The organism is Cellulomonas sp. P4_H4 (genome assembly GCF_056400865.1).
Map to the genome: position 1 here is coordinate 619544 of NZ_JBFUKL010000001.1, position 21960 is coordinate 641503.

General features: G+C 68.8%; 11 protein-coding genes. 7 read left to right on the forward strand and 4 right to left on the reverse strand.

The window, feature by feature from the left end:
• The first annotated feature begins 462 nt into the window (after positions 1-462).
• Positions 463-3969, forward strand: coding sequence for a DNA-directed RNA polymerase subunit beta (rpoB, locus tag AC1DPN_RS03145; protein WP_477083249.1), 3507 nt, complete (start codon positions 463-465; stop codon positions 3967-3969).
• Positions 3970-4082: 113 nt separating this feature from the next.
• The gene (locus AC1DPN_RS03150) at positions 4083-7958 is read left to right on the forward strand and encodes a DNA-directed RNA polymerase subunit beta' (protein WP_477083250.1); all 3876 of its coding nucleotides are present in this window, start codon (positions 4083-4085) and stop codon (positions 7956-7958) included.
• A 53-nt stretch (positions 7959-8011) separates the two neighbouring features.
• Here AC1DPN_RS03150 and AC1DPN_RS03155 read toward each other — a convergent pair whose 3' ends face one another.
• Genes AC1DPN_RS03155 through AC1DPN_RS03165 form a run of 3 tightly spaced genes read right to left on the reverse strand, consistent with a single transcriptional unit; the run spans position 8012 to position 13693 of the window.
• Entirely contained in the window at positions 8012-9979 is a 1968-nt protein-coding gene (locus AC1DPN_RS03155; RefSeq protein WP_477083251.1) for a M14 family zinc carboxypeptidase, read from the reverse strand.
• A 4-nt stretch (positions 9980-9983) separates the two neighbouring features.
• Positions 9984-10295, reverse strand: coding sequence for a hypothetical protein (locus AC1DPN_RS03160; protein WP_477083252.1), 312 nt, complete (start codon positions 10293-10295; stop codon positions 9984-9986).
• Complete coding sequence (locus AC1DPN_RS03165) at positions 10292-13693, reverse strand: S8 family serine peptidase (RefSeq protein WP_477083253.1); 3402 nt, start codon at positions 13691-13693, stop codon at positions 10292-10294. The genes AC1DPN_RS03160 and AC1DPN_RS03165 overlap by 4 nt, the downstream gene beginning before the upstream one ends.
• Before the next feature lie 499 nt (positions 13694-14192).
• On the opposite strand from AC1DPN_RS03165, the gene rpsL reads away from it, so the two are divergent.
• The 4 genes from rpsL to tuf all read left to right on the forward strand — a co-directional run bounded on the left by rpsL (position 14193) and on the right by tuf (position 18538).
• On the forward strand, positions 14193-14564 hold the full coding sequence (gene rpsL, locus AC1DPN_RS03170; protein WP_013770160.1) for a 30S ribosomal protein S12: 372 nt from the start codon (positions 14193-14195) through the stop codon (positions 14562-14564).
• A complete protein-coding gene (gene rpsG, locus AC1DPN_RS03175) occupies positions 14564-15034 on the forward strand; it encodes a 30S ribosomal protein S7 (RefSeq protein ID WP_028045072.1) in 471 nt (156 codons plus the stop codon). Before rpsL ends, rpsG begins: the two co-directional genes overlap by 1 nt.
• A gap of 84 nt (positions 15035-15118) precedes the next feature.
• A complete protein-coding gene (gene fusA / locus AC1DPN_RS03180) occupies positions 15119-17221 on the forward strand; it encodes an elongation factor G (protein WP_477083254.1) in 2103 nt (700 codons plus the stop codon).
• 123 nt (positions 17222-17344) lie between these two features.
• Positions 17345-18538, forward strand: a complete 1194-nt coding sequence (gene tuf / locus AC1DPN_RS03185; RefSeq protein ID WP_477083255.1) for an elongation factor Tu — start codon at positions 17345-17347, stop codon at positions 18536-18538.
• 83 nt (positions 18539-18621) lie between these two features.
• Here tuf and AC1DPN_RS03190 read toward each other — a convergent pair whose 3' ends face one another.
• Positions 18622-20316, reverse strand: a complete 1695-nt coding sequence (locus AC1DPN_RS03190; protein WP_477083256.1) for a sensor histidine kinase — start codon at positions 20314-20316, stop codon at positions 18622-18624.
• A gap of 138 nt (positions 20317-20454) precedes the next feature.
• On the opposite strand from AC1DPN_RS03190, the gene AC1DPN_RS03195 reads away from it, so the two are divergent.
• Entirely contained in the window at positions 20455-21924 is a 1470-nt protein-coding gene (locus tag AC1DPN_RS03195) for a TRAP transporter substrate-binding protein (protein WP_477083257.1), read from the forward strand.
• Positions 21925-21960: the final 36 nt, after the last annotated feature.

The following is a 21960-nucleotide window of genomic DNA, read 5'->3' on the forward strand; positions in this document are numbered from 1 at the left end:
TCCACGGAGAGCCCGGAGTTCCAACGAGGCCCGCATCCGTACGGATGCGGGCCTCGTTGCTGCATTCGCGGGTATCCAGAGGTCTGGCACCGGCGCGGCCGGGCGAACCTTCCCCAGGCAGACTTTCGTCGGCGCGGTCGGGTGTGCCACCATGTGCGCGGCGCCAACGTCGTCGCCACGTGCCGCAGAGCTGCTGGCACGGACCGGACGCCCTCAGGGTCCGCTCGAATCAGAGCCGGATCAGGGGGTGTCGATGCAAGTGTGAGTGCAGCGGGAAGGGTTGGACTTTCCCTGAGCGCACGAGTATGCTAGCGCTTTGCGCTGGCCTGTGCCCGCGATCCCGTATAACCCGAGTCCACCGACGTCGTTCGTACACGACGTCCGGAGGCTCGCCGGCCGGGGGATCGCGCCTAGCCAGGACCAGTGCAGCGTGCACTCGATCCGCTGGGAAGGACCCCTCTTTTGGCTGCCTCGCGCACCCCTTCTGCTCCGACCGCCGACGCCATCGCGAACCGCACCGCATCCCGTCGTATCTCTTTCGCCAAGATTCACGAGCCACTTGAGGTCCCTGACCTCCTGGGTCTCCAGACCGAGAGCTTCGACTGGCTCCTCGGAAACGAGAAGTGGCAGGGCCGGGTGGCCAAGGCCCTCGAGAACGGCCGGCAGGACGTTCCCGAGACCGCCGGTCTGGAAGAGATCTTCGAGGAGATCTCGCCGATCGAGGACTTCGGCGGCTCCATGTCCCTCTCCTTCCGCGAGCACCGCTTCGAGCCGCCGAAGTACACGGCCGAGGAGTGCAAGGAGAAGGACTTCACCTTCGCCGCGCCGCTGTTCGTCACGGCAGAGTTCGTCAACTACACCACCGGTGAGATCAAGAGCCAGACGGTCTTCATGGGCGACTTCCCGCTCATGACCGAGCGCGGCACCTTCATCATCAACGGCACCGAGCGCGTGGTCGTCTCGCAGCTCGTCCGTTCGCCCGGCGTGTACTTCGAGCGCACCGCCGACAAGACGTCCGACAAGGACGTCCTCACGGCCAAGGTCATCCCGAGCCGTGGTGCCTGGCTCGAGTTCGAGATCGACAAGCGCGACAACGTCGGCGTGCGCGTCGACCGCAAGCGCAAGCAGAACGCCACCGTGCTGCTCAAGGCCCTCGGCATGTCGGACGCCGAGATCCGCGAGGAGTTCGCCGCGTACCCGGCCGTCATCGACACGCTGGACAAGGACCACGTCCAGACGCAGGACGAGGCGCTGCTCGACCTCTACCGCAAGATCCGCCCGGGCGAGCCGCCCACGGTCGAGGCCGGTCGCGCGCTCATCGAGAACTTCTACTTCAACCCGAAGCGCTACGACCTCGCCAAGGTCGGCCGCTACAAGCTGAACAAGAAGCTCGGCGAGGACGTCCCGCTGGCCGACTCGGTGCTCTCGCGTGACGACATCGTCGCGACGATCAAGTACCTCGCGTCGCTGCACATCGACCTCCCGACCCTGCCCGGCCGCCGCGCCGGCGAGGCCGTCGAGATCCGCGTCGAGACCGACGACATCGACCACTTCGGCAACCGTCGCATCCGCGCGGTCGGCGAGCTCATCCAGAACCAGGTCCGCACGGGCCTGTCGCGGATGGAGCGCGTCGTGCGCGAGCGCATGACGACGCAGGACGTCGAGGCGATCACGCCGCAGACCCTGATCAACATCCGCCCCGTGGTGGCGTCGATCAAGGAGTTCTTCGGCACGTCGCAGCTGTCGCAGTTCATGGACCAGAACAACCCGCTCGCCGGCCTGACGCACAAGCGTCGTCTGTCCGCGCTGGGCCCGGGTGGTCTGTCCCGTGACCGCGCCGGCATGGAGGTCCGTGACGTCCACCCGTCGCACTACGGCCGCATGTGCCCGATCGAGACCCCGGAAGGCCCGAACATCGGCCTCATCGGCTCGCTCGCCACGTACGGGCGCATCAACCCGTTCGGCTTCGTCGAGACCCCGTACCGCAAGGTCATCAAGGGCAAGGTCTCCGACGAGGTCCACTACCTGACCGCCGACGACGAGGACCGCCACGTCATCGCCCAGGCCAACGCCCCGCTCAAGGCCAACGGTGCCTTCGAGGAGGACCGCGTCCTGGTCCGCGTCAAGGGTGGCGAGATCGAGTACGTCGCCGGCGAGGCCGTCGACTACATGGACGTCTCCCCGCGCCAGATGGTGTCGGTGGCAACGGCCCTGATCCCGTTCCTCGAGCACGACGACGCCAACCGCGCCCTCATGGGTGCCAACATGCAGCGCCAGGCCGTCCCGCTGGTCCGTTCCGAGGCCCCGCTCGTGGGCACCGGCATGGAGCGGCGTGCGGCCATCGACGCGGGCGACGTCATCGTCGCGACGAAGCCGGGCGTGGTCACCGAGGTGTCCGCCGACCTGATCGTCATCGCGAACGACGACGCGACCACGTCGACGCACCGCGTCGCGAAGTTCCGCCGCTCCAACCAGGGCACGAGCTACAACCAGCGCGTGCTGGTCGACACCGGCGCGCGCGTCGAGGTCAACTCGGTGCTCGCTGACGGACCCGCCACGGACGAGGGCGAGCTCGCGCTCGGCCGCAACCTGCTGGTGGCGTTCATGTCCTGGGAGGGTCACAACTACGAGGACGCGATCATCCTGTCGCAGCGTCTCGTGCAGGACGACGTCCTGTCCTCGATCCACATCGAGGAGCACGAGGTCGACGCTCGCGACACGAAGCTCGGCCCGGAGGAGATCACGCGGGACATCCCCAACGTCTCCGAGGAGGTCCTCGCGGACCTCGACGAGCGCGGGATCATCCGCATCGGTGCCGAGGTCGCGGCCGGCGACATCCTCGTCGGAAAGGTCACGCCCAAGGGCGAGACCGAGCTGACCCCTGAGGAGCGCCTGCTCCGCGCGATCTTCGGTGAGAAGGCGCGCGAGGTCCGCGACACGTCGCTCAAGGTGCCCCACGGCGAGTCCGGCACGGTCATCGAGGTCCGCACGTTCAGCCGTGAGGACGGCGACGAGCTGCCCGCCGGTGTCAACGAGCTGGTCCGCGTCTACATCGCGCAGCGCCGCAAGATCACGGACGGCGACAAGCTCGCCGGCCGTCACGGCAACAAGGGCGTCATCTCCAAGATCCTGCCCGTCGAGGACATGCCGTTCCTCGCGGACGGGACCGCGGTCGACGTCGTCCTGAACCCGCTCGGTGTCCCCGGCCGCATGAACGTCGGCCAGGTGCTCGAGACGCACCTCGGCTGGGTGGCCAAGCAGGGCTGGGACATCAAGCTCGCCGAGGGTGACGTGTCGTGGCGCGACGAGGTCCCGGCGATCGCCGCGAGCTCGCCGGCCGGCAACCCGGTCGCGACGCCGGTGTTCGACGGTGTTCCGGAGGCGACCCTCACCGGTCTGCTCTCCGCCACGCTGCCGAACCGGGACGGTGTCCGCACCGTCGGTGGCGACGGCAAGGCGCGGCTGTTCGACGGCCGCTCCGGCGAGCCGTTCCCGGAGCCGGTGGCCGTCGGCTACATGTACATCCTCAAGCTGCACCACCTTGTCGACGACAAGATCCACGCTCGCTCCACGGGCCCGTACTCGATGATCACGCAGCAGCCGCTGGGTGGTAAGGCGCAGTTCGGTGGCCAGCGGTTCGGCGAGATGGAGGTGTGGGCCCTGGAGGCGTACGGCGCTGCCTACACGCTGCAGGAGCTCCTCACCATCAAGTCGGACGACGTCCCCGGACGCGTCAAGGTGTACGAGGCGATCGTCAAGGGGGAGAACATCCCCGACTCGGGCATCCCGGAGTCCTTCAAGGTGCTCCTCAAGGAGATGCAGTCGCTCTGCCTGAACGTGGAGGTGCTCTCCTCGGACGGCGTCTCCATCGACATGAAGGAGAACGACGACGAGGTCTACCGCGCAGCGGAGGAGCTCGGCATCGACCTGTCCCGGCGTCCGAACGCCAGCAGCATCGAAGAGATCTGACGTCGAGCCCCGCCGCCCTTTCCGTGAGGGCGGGCGGCGGGCGCCCGCACCCTTAGCAACATTTCCGTCAGCCGGCTGACAAAAGCCGGCAAGCGAAGGAAGTAGGACCCCCCTTGCTCGACGTCAACGTCTTCGACGAGCTGCGTATCGGCCTTGCCACTGCCGACGACATCCGTGCCTGGTCGCACGGCGAGGTCAAGAAGCCCGAGACCATCAACTACCGGACCCTGAAGCCGGAGAAGGATGGCCTGTTCTGCGAGAAGATCTTCGGTCCCACCCGGGACTGGGAGTGCTACTGCGGCAAGTACAAGCGCGTGCGCTTCAAGGGCATCATCTGCGAGCGCTGCGGCGTCGAGGTGACCCGCTCGAAGGTCCGTCGTGAGCGCATGGGCCACATCGAGCTCGCCGCGCCCGTCACGCACATCTGGTTCTTCAAGGGTGTGCCGTCGCGTCTCGGCTACCTGCTCGACCTCGCCCCGAAGGACCTCGAGAAGGTCATCTACTTCGCGGCGTACATGATCACCTGGGTCGACGTCGACGGTCGTCACGAGGACCTCCCCAACCTCCAGAACGGGATCGACCTGGAGAAGAAGGAGATCTCGGACCGCCGGGACAACGACATCAACACCCGCGCCACCAAGCTCGAGGCCGACCTGGCCGAGCTCGAGGCCGAGGGTGCCAAGGCCGACGCCCGCCGCAAGGTGCGCGACTCGGCCGAGCGCGAGATGGCTCAGCTGCGCAAGCGTGCCGACCTCGAGCTCGAGCGCCTGGACACCGTGTGGGACCGCTTCAAGAACCTCAAGGTCGCTGACCTCGAGGGCGACGAGATGCTGTACCGCCAGCTCCAGGACCGCTTCGGCAACTACTTCGAGGGCTCGATGGGCGCCGCGGCGATCCAGAAGCGCCTCGAGGCCTTCGACCTGGAGGCCGAGTCCGACTCGCTGCGCGAGATCATCAAGACGGGCAAGGGCCAGCGCAAGACGCGTGCCCTCAAGCGTCTGAAGGTCGTCAACGCGTTCCTCACGACGAGCAACTCGCCTACCGGCATGGTGCTCGACGCCGTCCCGGTCATCCCGCCGGACCTGCGTCCGATGGTCCAGCTCGACGGTGGCCGGTTCGCCACCTCGGACCTGAACGACCTGTACCGCCGCGTGATCAACCGGAACAACCGCCTCAAGCGGCTGCTCGACCTCGGCGCGCCCGAGATCATCGTCAACAACGAGAAGCGGATGCTCCAGGAGGCCGTCGACTCGCTGTTCGACAACGGCCGCCGTGGCCGTCCGGTGACCGGTCCGGGCAACCGCCCGCTCAAGTCGATCTCGGACATGCTCAAGGGCAAGCAGGGTCGGTTCCGTCAGAACCTGCTCGGCAAGCGCGTCGACTACTCGGGCCGTTCGGTCATCGTCGTCGGCCCGCAGCTCAAGCTGCACCAGTGCGGCCTGCCCAAGCAGATGGCGCTCGAGCTGTTCAAGCCGTTCGTCATGAAGCGCCTGGTGGACCTGAACCACGCGCAGAACATCAAGTCGGCCAAGCGCATGGTCGAGCGCGCGCGCCCCGTGGTCTGGGATGTCCTCGAAGAGGTCATCACGGAGCACCCGGTGCTGCTCAACCGTGCACCCACGCTGCACCGTCTGGGCATCCAGGCGTTCGAGCCCCAGCTCGTCGAGGGCAAGGCGATCCACCTGCACCCGCTCGTCTGCGCCGCGTTCAACGCGGACTTCGACGGTGACCAGATGGCCGTCCACCTGCCCCTGAGCGCCGAGGCGCAGGCCGAGGCCCGCATCCTCATGCTCTCGAGCAACAACATCCTGAAGCCGTCGGACGGGCGTCCGGTGACCATGCCCTCGCAGGACATGATCATCGGTCTGTACCACCTGACCAACGACAAGGACGAGCCCCTCGGCGCCGGCCGTGCGTTCAGCACGGTCTCCGAGGCGATGATGGCGTTCGACCAGGGTTCCCTGGACCTCAACGCCGTCATCAAGATTCGCTTCGAGGACCTCGTCCTCTCCGAGGAGGCGGCACCCGAGGGCTGGACCGAGGGCGACGCGCTGCTCTACGAGACGACCCTGGGTCGGGCGCTGTTCAACGAGCTGCTCCCGGTCGACTACCCGTACGAGAACGGCGTCGTCGACAAGAAGCGCCTCTCGGTCATCGTCAACGACCTGGCCGAGCGGTACCCCAAGGTCGAGGTCGCTGCGTCCCTGGACGCGCTCAAGGAGGCCGGCTTCCGCTGGGCCACCCGCTCGGGCGTCACGATCTCCATCTCGGACGTCGCGACCCCGTCGGCCAAGGCAGCCATCCTCGAGGAGCACGAGGGCCGCGCGGCGAAGGTGCAGGGCCAGTACGAGAAGGGCCTGATCACCGACGACGAGCGTCGTCAGGAGCTCATCGAGATCTGGACGCAGGCCACGGACAAGGTCGCCAAGGCGATGCAGGAGAACTTCCCGAAGCACAACACCGTCTACAAGATGGTCGGCTCGGGAGCCCGTGGTAACTGGATGCAGGTTCGCCAGATCGCCGGTATGCGTGGCCTCGTCGCCAACCCGAAGGGCGAGATCATCCCTCGCCCGATCAAGTCGAACTACCGCGAGGGGCTGTCGGTCCTCGAGTACTTCATCGCGACGCACGGTGCCCGTAAGGGTCTGGCGGACACCGCTCTGCGGACCGCCGACTCGGGCTACCTGACCCGTCGTCTGGTGGACGTCTCGCAGGACGTCATCGTCCGCGAGGACGACTGTGGCACCGAGCGTGGCCTCACGATGCCGATCGGTGTCCCGTCCGCGGGCGCCGGCAGCCCGCTGCGTCGCCACGACAAGGTGGAGACCAGCGTCTACTCGCGCACCCTGGCGAGCGACATCGAGGTCGACGGCGAGGTCATCGGTCACGCCGGTGACGACGTCGGCGACGTGCTGCTCGACCGTCTCCTCGAGGCGGGCGTCGACACGCTCAAGATCCGCTCGGTCCTCACCTGCGAGTCCCGCGTCGGCACCTGCGCGCGTTGCTACGGCCGTTCGCTGGCCACCGGCAAGCTCGTCGACATCGGCGAGGCCGTCGGCATCATCGCGGCCCAGTCGATCGGTGAGCCCGGCACGCAGCTGACCATGCGTACGTTCCACACCGGTGGCGTGGCCTCGGCCGACGACATCACGCAGGGTCTGCCCCGCGTCCAGGAGCTCTTCGAGGCCCGCACCCCCAAGGGTGAGGCGCCCATCGCGGAGTTCTCGGGTCGCATCGCGGTCGAGGACGGGGACCGCTCGCGTCGCCTCGTGCTCACGCCGGACGACGGTTCCGAGGAGATCGCCTACCCGATCACCAAGCGCACGCGCCTGCTGATCTCGGACGGCGACCACGTCTCCGTCGGTACCCAGCTGGTCCAGGGTGCGGTCGACCCGAAGAAGGTCCTGCGCATCCTCGGCCCGCGTGCGACGCAGAAGCACCTGGTCGACGAGGTGCAGGTCGTCTACTCGTCGCAGGGTGTGGACATCCACGACAAGCACATCGAGGTCATCGTGCGGCAGATGCTGCGTCGCGTGACGGTCCTCGACTCCGGTACGACCGACCTGCTGCCCGGCGAGCTCGCCGAGCGTGGGCGCTTCGAGGACGCGAACCGCGCTGCGGTGTCCGAGGGCGGCCAGCCGGCCTCCGGTCGTCCCGAGCTCATGGGCATCACGAAGGCGTCGCTCGCGACGGACTCGTGGCTGTCGGCGGCCTCCTTCCAGGAGACCACCCGCGTGCTCACCGAGGCTGCGATGTCGGGTCGTTCCGACCCGCTGCTCGGCCTCAAGGAGAACGTCATCCTCGGCAAGCTCATCCCGGCCGGAACGGGTCTGCCCCGCTACGGCAACATCGCGGTCGAGCCCACCGAGGAGGCCAAGGCCGAGCTGTACCCGACCTTCGGCTACGACGAGATCGACTTCCCCGCCCTGGGCCTCGGCTCCGGCGAGGCGATCCCGCTCGAGGACATCGACTTCGGCGACTACCGCTGAGGTGACACACACTGAGGGGCCCCACCGCATGCGGTGGGGCCCCTCGGGCGTCCTCAGCTCGTGACGATCTGGTCGTTCGTCGCGCCGGCGAGCGCCTGCAGGAAGTACTGCGCCAGCAGGAACCGCTCGTCGATCGAGATGTCGCCGGTGACGCCGACCCACCCGTCCCCGCCGACCAGGGCACCCAGCGCGGCCGGGTTCAGCACCTCGGGGCGGCCGAGCCCGATGGCGAACGTCCGGTTGCCCGGCACGACGTCCGCGATCCAGGCGGGCTCGTTCTCCTCGCCGTCCGTGAGCACGACGAGCGCGTCGAGGTCGAACCCGACGGAACCCGCCAGGACCGCCTGACCGGCCAGGACTCCGTCGCCGATCGACGTCGACCCGTCGGGGTTCGGCACGTGGGCCGCGACCGCAGCCTGTGCCGCCGCCCTGCCGGGTCCGAAGTGCTCGGGCCCGACGGTGGTCACGGCGAGCACGGTCGTCGCGTCCTCGTCGAACTTCACCACCCCGACGCCGTGCCGAGGCTGCACGACCGCGAGGAACACGGCGGCCGCGTCCTTGAGCACGTCGACGCGTGCCCGGCCGTCTCCTGCGTCGGCGAGCATCGATCCGGACGCGTCGAGGACCAGCCCGACGGCGACCGAGACGGCGGGCAGCGACGTCGCGGAGATGGGCACGACCCACTCCTCGTCCGTCTCGGGGCACCGGATGGTCAGGCCTCCCGTCGCCGTCGTGCCCGCCGGTCCCGCGGTCCACGAGACCCACACCCGGCCCTGGGTCGTGGACCCGAGTCCCGGACCGGCCACGTGGACCGTGTCCCCGAGGGGCAGCTCGAACCCGGGGGAGACGGTCGCCACGAGAGTGACGTCGTGCGCCCCGCTCACGTCGAGAATGGCGGCCTGCGCCGAGGTCGCGAGCTCGACCACCTGCAGGTCGAGCGACGTGTTGACGGGCGTGACCGACAAGCCGTCGGTGACCTCGTAGGCGTCCAGCGCGAACCGGAGCAGCGCAGCAGAGGTCTCCAGCACGACCTGCTCGGCCTCCGACCACGCGGGCTGGAACGAGGACCCGCACTCGATGGTCCAGGCATGGACGACCGGTCGGGCCGGGTCGGCGAAGTGCCGGGAGAACGAGTAGTCGTCGCTCGCCCCGGAGGTCGGGTAGAGCGTCATGGCCTGCTCGACGGGCCAGACGGTCCCGCGCACGGCGAGGGCCTGGTCGCTCATGGTCGTGGCGAGGGTGCTGCCGACCGACAGGTCGTGCGTGGTGAGGTACTCACCGACCCCGTCGCCGAGGCGGCCGCGGACGGTGTCCAGCGACGCGTTGAGGAAGCTCTGCGTCGTGTCGGCCGTCTGGTCGGTGTCGGAGCCCCAGCTGTACAGGACCACCGGCACGGCGCTGTGCACGTCGACCAGCCACCGGACCGGGAACGTGTCGAGCAGCCAGACGACGTTCTGCGTCTCGGGCTCGGACGCCGCTGACGGGCCGCGGTACACCGTCGCGTTGCACGGGTCGGACGACGTGTTCACCTCGGAGTCCCTCGCGAACTTGGCCGTGTGGTCCCAGAGGAAGTCGAAGTTCCGGTTGAGGTCGACGCCGAAGCAGCCGCCACCGTTGGCTCGTCGGTTCTTGCGCCACAGCGACTCCGTCGCCTGGCTGTGCACCCGACCGTCCGGGTTGACGCACGCGAACACGTAGAGGTCGACGGTCTGCATGATGCGGTGGACCTCGGTGGCGGTGAACGACACCCCGCCGTAGCCGAGGCCGGTGCCGGTCGCGTAGGCCTCGAGCAGGTCGGCGGCCAGGCTGACGCACATCTCCGGCGGGATCCACTCTCGGGCGTGCACCCCGCCGAGGATCACGATGCCGTCCGGTCCGTCGGTGCGCGCGCCGACCCGAAGGACATGGGCCGGGCGGCCGTCGTGCGTCGGGTGCGGCACCGCGTGCAGCGTGCTGGTGGTCGGGTAGGCCGCTGCGAGGCTCGCCAGCGCGGCCTCGAGCTCGTCGGTCGTCGAGTACATGTCCTCACTCATTGCGGCCGAGGCCGCGTGGGACGGCGGCCCGGTCGGCGTAGCGCCCGCCGGGGGAGACCTCCTGGCGGGCCGCATCCGTCGCGGCGGTGACGTCCTCCACCACCTGGATCTCCGGTCCGTCGGCCCGACCCGCCCGAGCACTGACCTCCGTGTCCTCGAGGAGGACCTGGAGCACCAGCCCGCCGGAGCCGGCCCCGGCGTCCCGGACCGCCACGGGGCGGCACGGGACGTCGGCGCCGGTCTCGGCGAGGAACGCGCGCAGGGTCGGCGCGTCCCCGGTCACGCGGCAGCGCAACAGCGTCACCGGGACTCCAGGGCATCGGCCGCGGTGCGCAGCGCGTCGGCCAGGGAGGCGTTGCCGGTGGCGCCACGGCCCCGGCCCCTCAGGCAGGCCAGCAGCTCCTTGAGGCTCGAGCCGTTGCGTCGCAGGTACGCGTCGAGCATCTTGGCCAGCCGTGCGTTGCCCTTCACGGTGTCGACGAAGATCGCGATCGTCCTGTCGCAACCCTTGTCGCCGCCGTCGTGGCCGCCCTCGTCCTGGGGCTTGTCCGGGACGTACACGGCACCCGAGAGCAGCTGCTCACGCGTGAAGTGCTCCTTGCGCAGCGTGGTGCCGTCGGCGATCACGCGGAACGTGTAGAGCCCGTAGTCCTTCGCCGTGAGCTTGCCGACGAACACCCCGTCCTGGACGGGATCGATCGGCAGGACGACCGGGCCGGTCGGCGTCGTGACCTCCGCGTAGACCTTCACGCGGCCCGCATCGACCGGGATCTGCATCTCGTCGACCGTCGCGGTCACGGTCATGACCGCACCCGGGTCGGTCGAGGACTGCTCGAGCGTCGCACCGAAGCGGACGTTCGACCGGCTGTGCACCTCGACGACCCAGCGGAGCCCGTTCTTCACGACGAACTCGTAGGTCTTGAGGTCGCTCGACTCGAGCTTGTTGAGGTACGCCTGGTACGTACGCTTCTCGAGCTCGAGGACCGCCTGCCACGTGCCCGCCCAGTCCGCGTTCCCGCCCGGGTCGACCTGGGGGAGCGTGAACCGGTAGTACGCCACCTGCGCGCCCTTGACGAACGTGACGCCGCTCGCGGTCGGGCTGAGGGTCGCGCCGCTGGGCGTGACGATCGTGAACCGGATCGCGTCGGGCACGGGCGTGAGCAGGATGACGTCGCTGGAGATGTCCGCGGTGGTCAGGTCGAACGGGACCTTCACCGTGTCGCCGGGCTGCAGGTAGCCGTCCGGGTCGAGCACCACCTGGTCGTTGGTCACCCCGGCGAGGATCTGCAGGTAGTACTTCGCCAGCAGGAACCTCTTGTCGACGGACAGGTCGCCGGTGACGTTGACGTAGCCGCCGGTGCCATTGGTCAGCGCAGTCAGCGCCGCGGGGTTGATCGCCGACGGGGTGCCGAGACCGATCGCGAACACCTGGTCGTCGATGCTCGCGGTGACGTCCGCGATGAAGGCAGGGCTGTTCTCCTGGCCGTCGGTGAGGACGATCATCGCCGTCGTGTCGTAGGTCGGTGCCGCGGCGTCGAGGAGCAGCCCTCCTTCGACGACACCGTCGCCGATCGACGTCATCCCCGCCGGGTTGGCGGTGTGGCCCGCGACGAGGGCAGCGGCCTGCGCGCGGCCGACGCCGAAGACCTCGGGGCCGGCGTCGGTGACCGACATGAACGGCGTGGCGTCGTCATCGAACCGGACGATGCCGATCCCGGTGTCGGCACGCAGGGTGTCGACGAGGATCCCGGCCGACTCGCGCAGCACCTGCACGCGGGTGCGTCCGTCGCCGGCGTCGGCGTCCATCGAGCCGGACTGGTCCATCACCATGACGACCGCGGCCGTCGGGCGCTCGATCGTGTTGGCCTGCAGGTCGACGGTCCACGTCTCGTCCGTCGCGACGCTGTGCACCTCGATCGTGCCGGTCGCGGTGTCTCCGGCGGTCGTGCCCGTGTAGGTCAACCAGATGCGGGCCTGCGCGGTGACCCCGACCCCCGGCGACGGGAGCAGGACGCTCGGGCCGAGGAGCAGCTGGAACGCGTTCGCGGGGCCCGTGGTCGTGGTCGGACCGCTGGTCACCTCGAACGTGAAGTCCTCGACGCCCTCCACGTCCCACGTGATCGAGCGCGCGGTCGTCTCGCCCTCGGGCACGTCGTTGAAGTCGACGGGGTCGGTCATGAGCGCGACCCGCCGGGCCGCGGCCCGGACGGCGGCCGACGCGTTGACCCGGCCGAAGCCGTAGTCGTCGTTGTGCCCGGCCGCGTCGTAGACCACGCCACCGATCTGGTCGGCCGTCGTGTGCATGATCTCGCGCAGCTGGTCACGCGTGAGGGTCGGGCGGACCGACAGGGCGAGCGCCGCGCAGCCGGCGGCGCACGGGGCAGCGAAGCTCGTGCCGGTCCAGGGGCCGTAGTCGTCGTCCTCGTGCGTGCTGACCACGTTGACACCGGGTGCGATGAGCTCGACCTCGGGCCCGCGGGCGGCGTTGTCCTCGAGGTCCATGTTGGTCGACCGGACCACCGCGATGACGTCGGCGTGCGACACCACCTCGTCCTCGAGGATGTCGACGTTGTTGCCGTTGCTGGCCGCCCAGAAGATGGCCGTCCCGAGGCCGCCACGACCGTTCGCGGCGGCGCCGACGAGAGCCAGGTCGAGCGTCGAGGTGAGGTCCCACGCGGCGCCGTTCGGGCCGAGCGAGGACACGATGATGTCGGCCCCGTTCGCCGCGGAGCCGCCCTCGGTGGTCGGGTCGGCCGCGTAGGCGATGGCGCGTGCCAGCGTCGTCTGGGTGCCCACCTGGTCACCCAGGCAGGCGACGAGCATGAGGTCCGACTCGGGAGCGGCTCCGACGCCGCCCAGGCCGTTGCCCGAGCGTGCGCCCACCATCCCGGCACAGAACGTCCCGTGGTCGCTCCCTGGCATCCCTGCCGTGCCCGAGGTGAAGGTCGCAGGTGAGCCGGACTGGAAGAAGCCGGAGCCGGCGGCGACGCCCGCGGCCAGGTCCTCGTGGTCGGCGTCGAAGCCGTTGTCGATGACCGCGACGCGGATGCCCGCGCCGAAGGTGTGGTCCCACGCGGCCTCGGCGCTGACGTCCGCGCCGACGGTGCCGCCGAGCTGGCCGGTGTTGCTCCACTGCCACTGCTCGCCGTACCGCGGGTCGGCCGGCGTGAACCGGCCGGGGATGTGCTCGAGCAGCGACGGCTCGGCGAAGACGAAACGCGGGTCGTCGTGCAGCGTGACCGAGGCGGCCAGCGCGTCGCCCGAGATGGCACGGACCTCGTACAGGTGCGGCGCGAACCGCAGGGCGCCGACCTTCGCGAGCCCGGCGTCCGTCAGGATCGCATCGGTCTCGGTCTCGGTCGGGTCTCCCGCGAGCTGCACGTTCAGCAGGTCGGTGGCGATCGAGACGCGACCGCCGCGTCCGACCAGGACCGTCCCTGCGTCGGCATCGGCCGCGCGCTGGCCTCGCGCACGGACCTCGTCGGCTGACCGCCCCGGCGCGGGTTCGACGACGCGCCACCCGGCGGCCGCGAACACGGCGAGCGACTCCTCGTCGACGCCCGGGACGGCGTTGCGCACCGCGGCGGCCGCGTCGATGCCACGGGCGAGCTCGGGCGCGGGTGCGGCGCCTCGGACGGCGACCACGTCGTCCACCTGGTCGACCTCGACCAGGTTGCCGCGCAGGTAGTAGTGACGCTTCATGACAGAGCCCCCTCAGAAAGGCGGCGCCGGGCTCGGCGCCTCATGAAGGGAGGGGAGCAGGGGCATTTGGTGTGATACCGGACACATGAAGAACGTCCCCTGCGCCCTGGATGAAAACCGGGGGCCGAGCGGTTGTGTGTCGTTGGTGTCGGTCCGGGTGTCGGTCCGGGTGCCAGCCGTGATGTGATGGAGTCCCGCTTTGACGCCCTTCCGGGCGCCAGGTAACGTAGGACACCGTGCCCGCGCCGTCGGGCTCTCGCGCATGCACCCGATTCACGGGGTGCACCGGTGGTTCCCCCTCCATCGCGCCGTCACTCCGGCAAGGAACGTCTCTTGCGGGCTGCGGTGCGGAAGACGGGGGCGACACGCCCGGGTGCGGGGGTCGGTGCGGGACTCGAGACCTGAGGTAGTCGCGCGACGGGCGACGATCCCCGACCATGCCGGCCGTCCAGGGTGACGGAGCCGGTCGACCAGAGTTCATCCAACAGACGGAGACGTAGTGCCTACGATCCAGCAGCTGGTCCGCAAGGGCCGGCAGGCGAAGACGAACAAGTCGAAGACGCCTGCCCTCAAGGGCTCCCCCCAGCGACGCGGTGTGTGCACCCGCGTCTACACCACGACCCCCAAGAAGCCGAACTCCGCCCTCCGCAAGGTCGCGCGCGTTCGCCTCTCGAGCCAGGTCGAGGTCACCGCGTACATCCCCGGTGTCGGTCACAACCTGCAGGAGCACTCGATCGTGCTCGTCCGCGGTGGCCGTGTGAAGGACCTCCCGGGTGTCCGTTACAAGATCGTCCGTGGCGCCCTCGACACGCAGGGCGTCAAGAACCGTAAGCAGGCGCGCAGCCGCTACGGCGCGAAGAAGGTGGGCTGATGCCTCGCAAGGGTCCGGCCCCGAAGCGGCCGCTCGTCATCGACCCCGTCTACGGGTCCCCGGTCGTCACGCAGCTGATCAACAAGGTCCTGCTCGACGGCAAGAAGTCCGTCGCGGAGCACATCGTCTACGGCGCCCTCGAGGGCGTTCGTGAGAAGACGCAGGGCGACCCGGTCGTCGTGCTCAAGCGCGCGCTGGACAACGTCCGCCCGTCGCTCGAGGTGCGTTCGCGCCGCGTCGGTGGCGCCACGTACCAGGTGCCCGTCGAGGTGCGCCCGGTCCGCCAGACCACCCTCGCGCTGCGCTGGCTCACGGACTACTCGCGCGCTCGCCGCGAGAAGACGATGACCGAGCGCCTCATGAACGAGATCCTCGACGCGTCCAACGGCCTGGGTGCCGCGGTGAAGCGTCGCGAGGACATGCACAAGATGGCGGAGTCCAACAAGGCCTTCGCGCACTACCGCTGGTAATCCCGGCAGGACGGCGCGGCCCGTCCGCACCACGCGGACGGGACCGCGCCACCACCACGACCTAACCGGTAAGGGGCAATTCACGTGGCACTCGACGTGCTCACCGACCTCACAAAGGTCCGCAACATCGGCATCATGGCTCACATCGACGCCGGCAAGACGACGACCACCGAGCGGATCCTCTTCTACACCGGGGTCAACTACAAGATCGGTGAGACGCACGACGGTGCCTCGACGATGGACTGGATGGAGCAGGAGCAGGAGCGCGGCATCACGATCACGTCCGCCGCGACGACCTGCTACTGGCACGACAACCAGATCAACATCATCGACACCCCTGGCCACGTGGACTTCACGGTCGAGGTCGAGCGCTCGCTGCGCGTGCTCGACGGCGCCGTCGCCGTCTTCGACGGCAAGGAGGGCGTCGAGCCCCAGTCGGAGACCGTCTGGCGTCAGGCCGACAAGTACGACGTCCCGCGCATCTGCTTCGTCAACAAGATGGACAAGCTCGGCGCCGACTTCTACTTCACGGTCGACACCATCGTGAACCGCCTCAAGGCCAAGCCGCTGGTCATCCAGCTGCCCATCGGCTCGGAGAACGACTTCATCGGCGTCGTCGACCTGGTCACCATGCGTGCCCTCGTCTGGCGCGGCGAGACCGCCCTGGGCGAGAAGTACGAGGTCGAGGACATCCCCGCCGACCTCGTCGAGAAGGCCGAGCAGTACCGCGCCGAGCTCCTCGAGGCCGTCGCCGAGACGGACGACGAGCTGCTCGAGAAGTTCCTCGGTGGCGAGGAGCTGACCGAGGCCGAGATCAAGGCCGGCATCCGCCAGCTCACGGTCAAGTCGCAGGCGTACCCCGTCCTGTGCGGTTCGGCGTTCAAGAACAAGGGCGTCCAGCCCATGCTCGACGCCGTCATCGACTACCTGCCGACGCCCCTGGACGTCCCCGCGGTCGAGGGCCACGACATGAAGGACCCGGAGCTCGTCGTCGAGCGTCACCCCGACTCGACGGAGCCGTTCTCGGCCCTCGCGTTCAAGGTCGCGTCGCACCCGTTCTTCGGCAAGCTCACCTACGTCCGGGTCTACTCCGGCAAGGTGGCGCAGGGCGCCCAGGTGCTCAACTCGACCAAGAACAAGAAGGAGCGCATCGGGAAGCTCTTCCAGATGCACTCCAACAAGGAGAACCCGGTCGAGGACGCCACGGCCGGCCACATCTACGCGTTCATCGGCCTCAAGGACGTCACCACGGGTGACACGCTGTGCGACCCGGCACACCCGGTCGTGCTCGAGTCCATGACGTTCCCGGAGCCGGTCATCGACGTCGCCATCGAGCCGAAGACGAAGGGTGACCAGGAGAAGCTCTCCGTGGCCATCCAGAAGCTGGCCGAGGAGGACCCGACGTTCCGCGTCAAGCACGACGAGGAGACCGGCCAGACCGTCATCGGCGGCATGGGCGAGCTCCACCTCGACATCCTCGTGGACCGCATGCGTCGCGAGTTCAAGGTCGAGGCCAACGTCGGCAAGCCGCAGGTGGCCTACCGCGAGACGATCCGTCGCTCGGTCGAGAAGATCGACTACACGCACAAGAAGCAGACCGGTGGGTCGGGCCAGTACGCGAAGGTCCAGATGACCTTCGAGCCGCTCGACACCGCGGACGGCGAGATCTACGAGTTCTCGAACAAGGTCACCGGTGGCCGCATCCCGCGCGAGTACATCCCGTCGGTCGACGCCGGGATCCAGAGCGCGATGCAGCTCGGCGTCCTCGCGGGCTTCCCGCTCGTGGGCGTCAAGGCGATCCTGCTCGACGGTGCCGCGCACGACGTCGACTCCTCGGAGATGGCGTTCAAGATCGCGGGATCGATGATCCTCAAGGAAGCGGTCCGCAAGGCCGACCCGGTTCTCCTCGAGCCGGTCATGGCCGTCGAGGTCCGTACTCCTGAGGAGTACATGGGTGACGTCATCGGCGACATCAACTCGCGCCGCGGCATGATCCAGTCCATGGAGGACGCGACGGGCGTGAAGGTCGTCCGTGCGCAGGTCCCCCTTTCCGAGATGTTCGGGTACGTCGGCGACCTGCGGTCCAAGACCCAGGGTCGTGCGGTGTACTCGATGCAGTTCGACAGCTACGCCGAGGTTCCTCGGAACGTTGCCGACGAGATCATCAAGAAGACCCGGGGCGAGTAGTCCCACAGGTCGAAACCTGTAGTTCCATCACACAAACCGACCCGTAGGACGCCGCGCCAAGCAGCTACTCTCCGGTAGCCGCACCGTCGGCCAATCTCTACCAAGTCCTGAGGAGGACACCCAGTGGGCAAGGCGAAGTTCGAGCGGACGAAGCCGCACGTCAACATCGGCACGATCGGTCACGTCGACCACGGTAAGACGACGCTGACCGCGGCCATCTCGAAGGTGCTGCACGACAAGTACCCGGACCTGAACCCCTTCACGCCTTTCGACGAGATCGACAAGGCGCCTGAGGAGAAGCAGCGCGGTATCACCATCAACATCGCGCACGTCGAGTACCAGACGGAGAAGCGTCACTACGCTCACGTCGACGCTCCCGGTCACGCGGACTACATCAAGAACATGATCACGGGCGCGGCGCAGATGGACGGCGCCATCCTCGTGGTCGCCGCCACCGACGGCCCGATGGCCCAGACGCGTGAGCACGTCCTGCTCGCCCGTCAGGTCGGCGTGCCCTACCTGCTCGTGGCGCTGAACAAGACCGACATGGTCGACGACGAGGAGATCCTGGACCTCGTCGAGATGGAGGTGCGCGAGCTCCTCTCCGCCCAGGGCTTCGATGGTGACGAGGTTCCCGTCGTGCGCGTCTCCGGCCTGAAGGCTCTCGAGGGCGACCCGGTCTGGGTCAAGTCCGTCGAGGCCCTGCTCGACGCCGTCGACGAGTCCGTCCCGGACCCGGTGCGCGACATCGACAAGCCCTTCCTCATGCCGATCGAGGACGTCTTCACGATCACCGGTCGTGGCACCGTCGTCACCGGTCGCGTGGAGCGCGGCAAGCTCAAGGTGAACGAGGAGGTGGAGATCGTCGGCATCAAGGAGAAGGCGATCAAGACCACGGTCACCGGCGTCGAGATGTTCCGCAAGCTGCTCGACTACGCCGAGGCCGGCGAGAACGTCGGTCTGCTCCTGCGTGGCACGAAGCGCGAGGAGGTCGAGCGCGGCCAGGTCGTCGTCAAGCCCGGCTCGATCACGCCGCACACCGAGTTCGAGGGCCAGGTCTACATCCTGGCCAAGGACGAGGGCGGCCGTCACAACCCGTTCTACGGGAACTACCGCCCCCAGTTCTACTTCCGCACCACCGACGTCACCGGTGTCATCACGCTCCCCGAGGGCACCGAGATGGTCATGCCCGGCGACAACACCGAGATCCACGTGACCCTCATCCAGCCCATCGCGATGGAAGAGGGCCTCGGCTTCGCCATCCGCGAGGGTGGCCGCACCGTCGGCTCGGGCAAGGTCATCAAGATCATCAAGTGATGCTCGCCCCTCGGGGCTGCTGATCTGACAGAAGGGCCCGACAGCTTCGGCTGTCGGGCCCTTCTGCGTCCCGGCCCGACCGACTACGCAGGACCGTCCGCGACCAGGAGATCTGCCGGCAACGGCAGCGTGGCGGTCACCTTCGTCCGGCCGTCGCACGGGTCGACGCGCATCCCTCCGTCCAGGGCGGTGACCCGATCGGCTATCGCGGCAAGGTCGGGTAGCTCACCGTCGACCTGTACCTGCACCTCCACCATTCCCGTGGCCCTCGCGATCCGGACGCTCGACGGGCCCGCCCGCGAGGCGCGCTCGACCACCAGGTACACCGTGGACTCGACGAGTGCAGGCAGCGGCTCGTCCGGCAGCGATTCGATCCGCAGCGCACGTGTCTCGGCGAGTGCGCGGAGCGCCACGGCGAGCCCCGCCCGTTCCAGCAGGACCGGGTACAGCCCGCGTGCCAACGTCCGCAACCGCTCGACCGACGACTCGAGCAGCCGTTCGACCTCGGCCAGCTCGTCCCGCGCTCGGCGGGCCAGGCGCACGGAGAGCAGCAGGGCGACGAGGTGCTGCTGTGCCCCGTCGTGCAGGTCCCGCTCCAGTCGGCGCCGTTCGGCATCGCCGGCCGCGACGAGACGCGCCCCCGACTGGCGCAGCGCGTCCAGCTGGGCGAGCGCCTGGACGCGGAGCCGCTCGTGGTCGAGTGCCAGGCGCACCGCGTCCGCGAGCTCGCGGACCCGGCGCGGCGCGACACCCGATCGATGGGCGATCACCGCTACGGTCGTCCCGGAGCGCTCAACGGCGGTCAGGGTGAGGCCAATCCGGGCGACGAGATCCACCGGGCGGCCCGTGCCGTCCAGGTAGCCCCCGCCGTCCCCTGACGGATAGGCCAGGCGCAGGTCCGGATCGCCTAGACGTCGGGCCAGGCTCGCCGTCAGGTCGTCGCTGCTTCCCAGCTCGCTGACCACCCGGGTCAGCGCCCGTTCCGCCCGATGGGCCCGCATCACGTCCCCTACCGCGGCGAGCGCGACGGCGATCAGGCAGAGCGCCTCGACCTGCCACAACCTCCGGGCATCGGCACCCGAGGCGAACCGACCGCTGTCCAGGCTGCGCGCGTACCGGACGAGCTCCACGGCCAGATACGCAGCCGAGGCGAGGACGAACCAGGACGCGTCCCGACGCGGGAGCCTGCCCGCGCGCAGGAACCACCACCCGAGCAGCAGGAGCGACGCGCACAGCCAGACGGTGCCGGCCCCGATTCCGAGTCCGCCGGCGTGCACCCATGCGTTGGTCCCGTGCACCACGTCGAGCAGGTTCGCGGAACACCACGAGCAGCCGGACGCGTCGGGATCGAAGGTGAGGGCACTCCCAACGCCCACCGCGCCGAGCATCACGAGATAGCCGGTGGTCACCACGATCCGTGCCGGACGGTCGGTCGACATCCCGGTCGCGGCGACCGCGGCGTGCAGCACCAGCACCGGCGTCGCTGCGAGGAACGCGAGCCCGATCGTGAACACCAGGGCGTGGGCCGTGGGATTGCCCCACTCGCCCACGCACCAGGCGAGCGCCGCGAGGAGCAGCAAGATCGCGACGGCTCGCCGTCCGCGCCGCTGCACGTTCCACGCAGCAGCGGCGGTGAGTGCCACGCAGGCGCTCATCAGAAGCGTGAGCCCGGCGAGAGTCCCCTCGGTGGCCGAGAACGCCTTCCCGTCGCGAGCGATCGTGAGCGTGAACGCGCCCGCCAGGACGCCGCACACCATGATCGCCAGCCGAGTCGGCATGCATCGATCGTGGCACCGAGCGGGCGCGAGCGGGACGATGGTCAGCACTCGTCCGACGCCCGATCCTCGAGGGGTACCCCGGGTGTCGTGCCAGCTCCGTGTCCATAGCGTCGGTGCATCCGATGAGAGAGGTGCGCGATGCGGCGGACATGGGTCGCCCGACTGGCTGCGACGGTCGCGGTCGCCGGGCTCGTGACGACGGGATGTACCAGCAACGACCGTGCCGGCGGCAACGCTGGAACGACGGTCACGACGCTGACCCTGGGCAACGGCAACGGCTCGCCCCCGGATCAGTTGTCGGCGTTCGCCGAGAACGTCGACAAGCTCTCCCACGGCGGGCTCAAGATCGAGTTTCAGGACGACATCCACCACCCCGAACCCGAGTACGAGTCCACCATCGTGCAGGACGTGAAGGACGGGACCGTCGACCTCGCATGGGTCGGGCCGCGGGTCTTCGACACCCTGGGGGTCACGGACTTCCAGGCGATGCTCGCACCGTTGCTCATCGACAGCCAGGACCTGCAGGGCAAGGTGTTCGACGCCGGGATCCCGGACGAGATGCTCGCCGGGGTCGATCGCATCGGTGTCGTCGGGGTCGGCGTCCTGCCCGGGCCGCTGCGTCGGCCGATGAGCAAGGCCGACGCGTTCACCTCGCCGGATGCATTCCGCGGCAAGGTCGTCGGGACCCAGACCTCTGCGCTGTCCGAGGCGGCGTACCAAGCGCTGGGCGCCACCACTGTCCACCTGGGCACGGGTGCACCGATCGACGAGGTCGATGCGTACGACCCGCAGATCGGGCTCGTGTGGCTCAACCATTACGAGGAGCAGGGCGCGGCAGACATCGTCGGCAACGTCAACCTGTGGCCGCGCCCGCTGGCAATCATCGCCGCACCCAAGGCGTGGCAGAGGTTGTCGGACGAGCAGCGCAGGATTCTGCGGGACGCAGCGAAGGTCGCTCAGAGCGCCGCGCTGGACGCTTCGCGCGACGAGGACACCGAAGCGATCGCGGACCTGTGCAACGCGGGGATCACAGTGTCGTCCTCTACGCCGGAACAGCTTGGGGAGTTCGAGACCGCGTTCGAGCCCGTGTACGAACAGATCGCGTCCACTGGTGCCGCGAGCAAGGCGTGGCTGGAGCAGATCCGAGCCCTCAAAGCCGACTCTGCCACCCCGCCCGACACGGTCACCTGCGATGGAGTCGACAGCCCATCGCGGTCCGGGGGCGTCCTGCCCGACGGCACCTACGGGTTCACGGCCGACCTGAGTGTCGACATCCCCAAGTACTGCGAGCCCGGAGACCCCTTCTACAACCCCGCCGCCACGAGCGCCAAGCCGTTCAAGGTCGAGATGGAGGTGAAGGGCGACCAGATCCGCCAGTACGACTACGCGTCCGGCAGCAGGCAGCTCGGCTGGACCGGCAGCTACAAGACCTATCGGGACAACTTCGAGCTGGACGAAGACCAACCCGGCGTCGATCCGGCGGTCTTCGACTTCACGTTCGACGGCTCGACCCTCACGCTGGCCAACCCGCGTTCGACCGCATGCGACACCGAGGTGGTCTGGGCCAGTCACCCGTGGGTCCTGCAGGCCGCCGCCGGGGGAAAGTAGGGACAGCACTGCTGCGGGAGGGACGGGTCGCTGCCA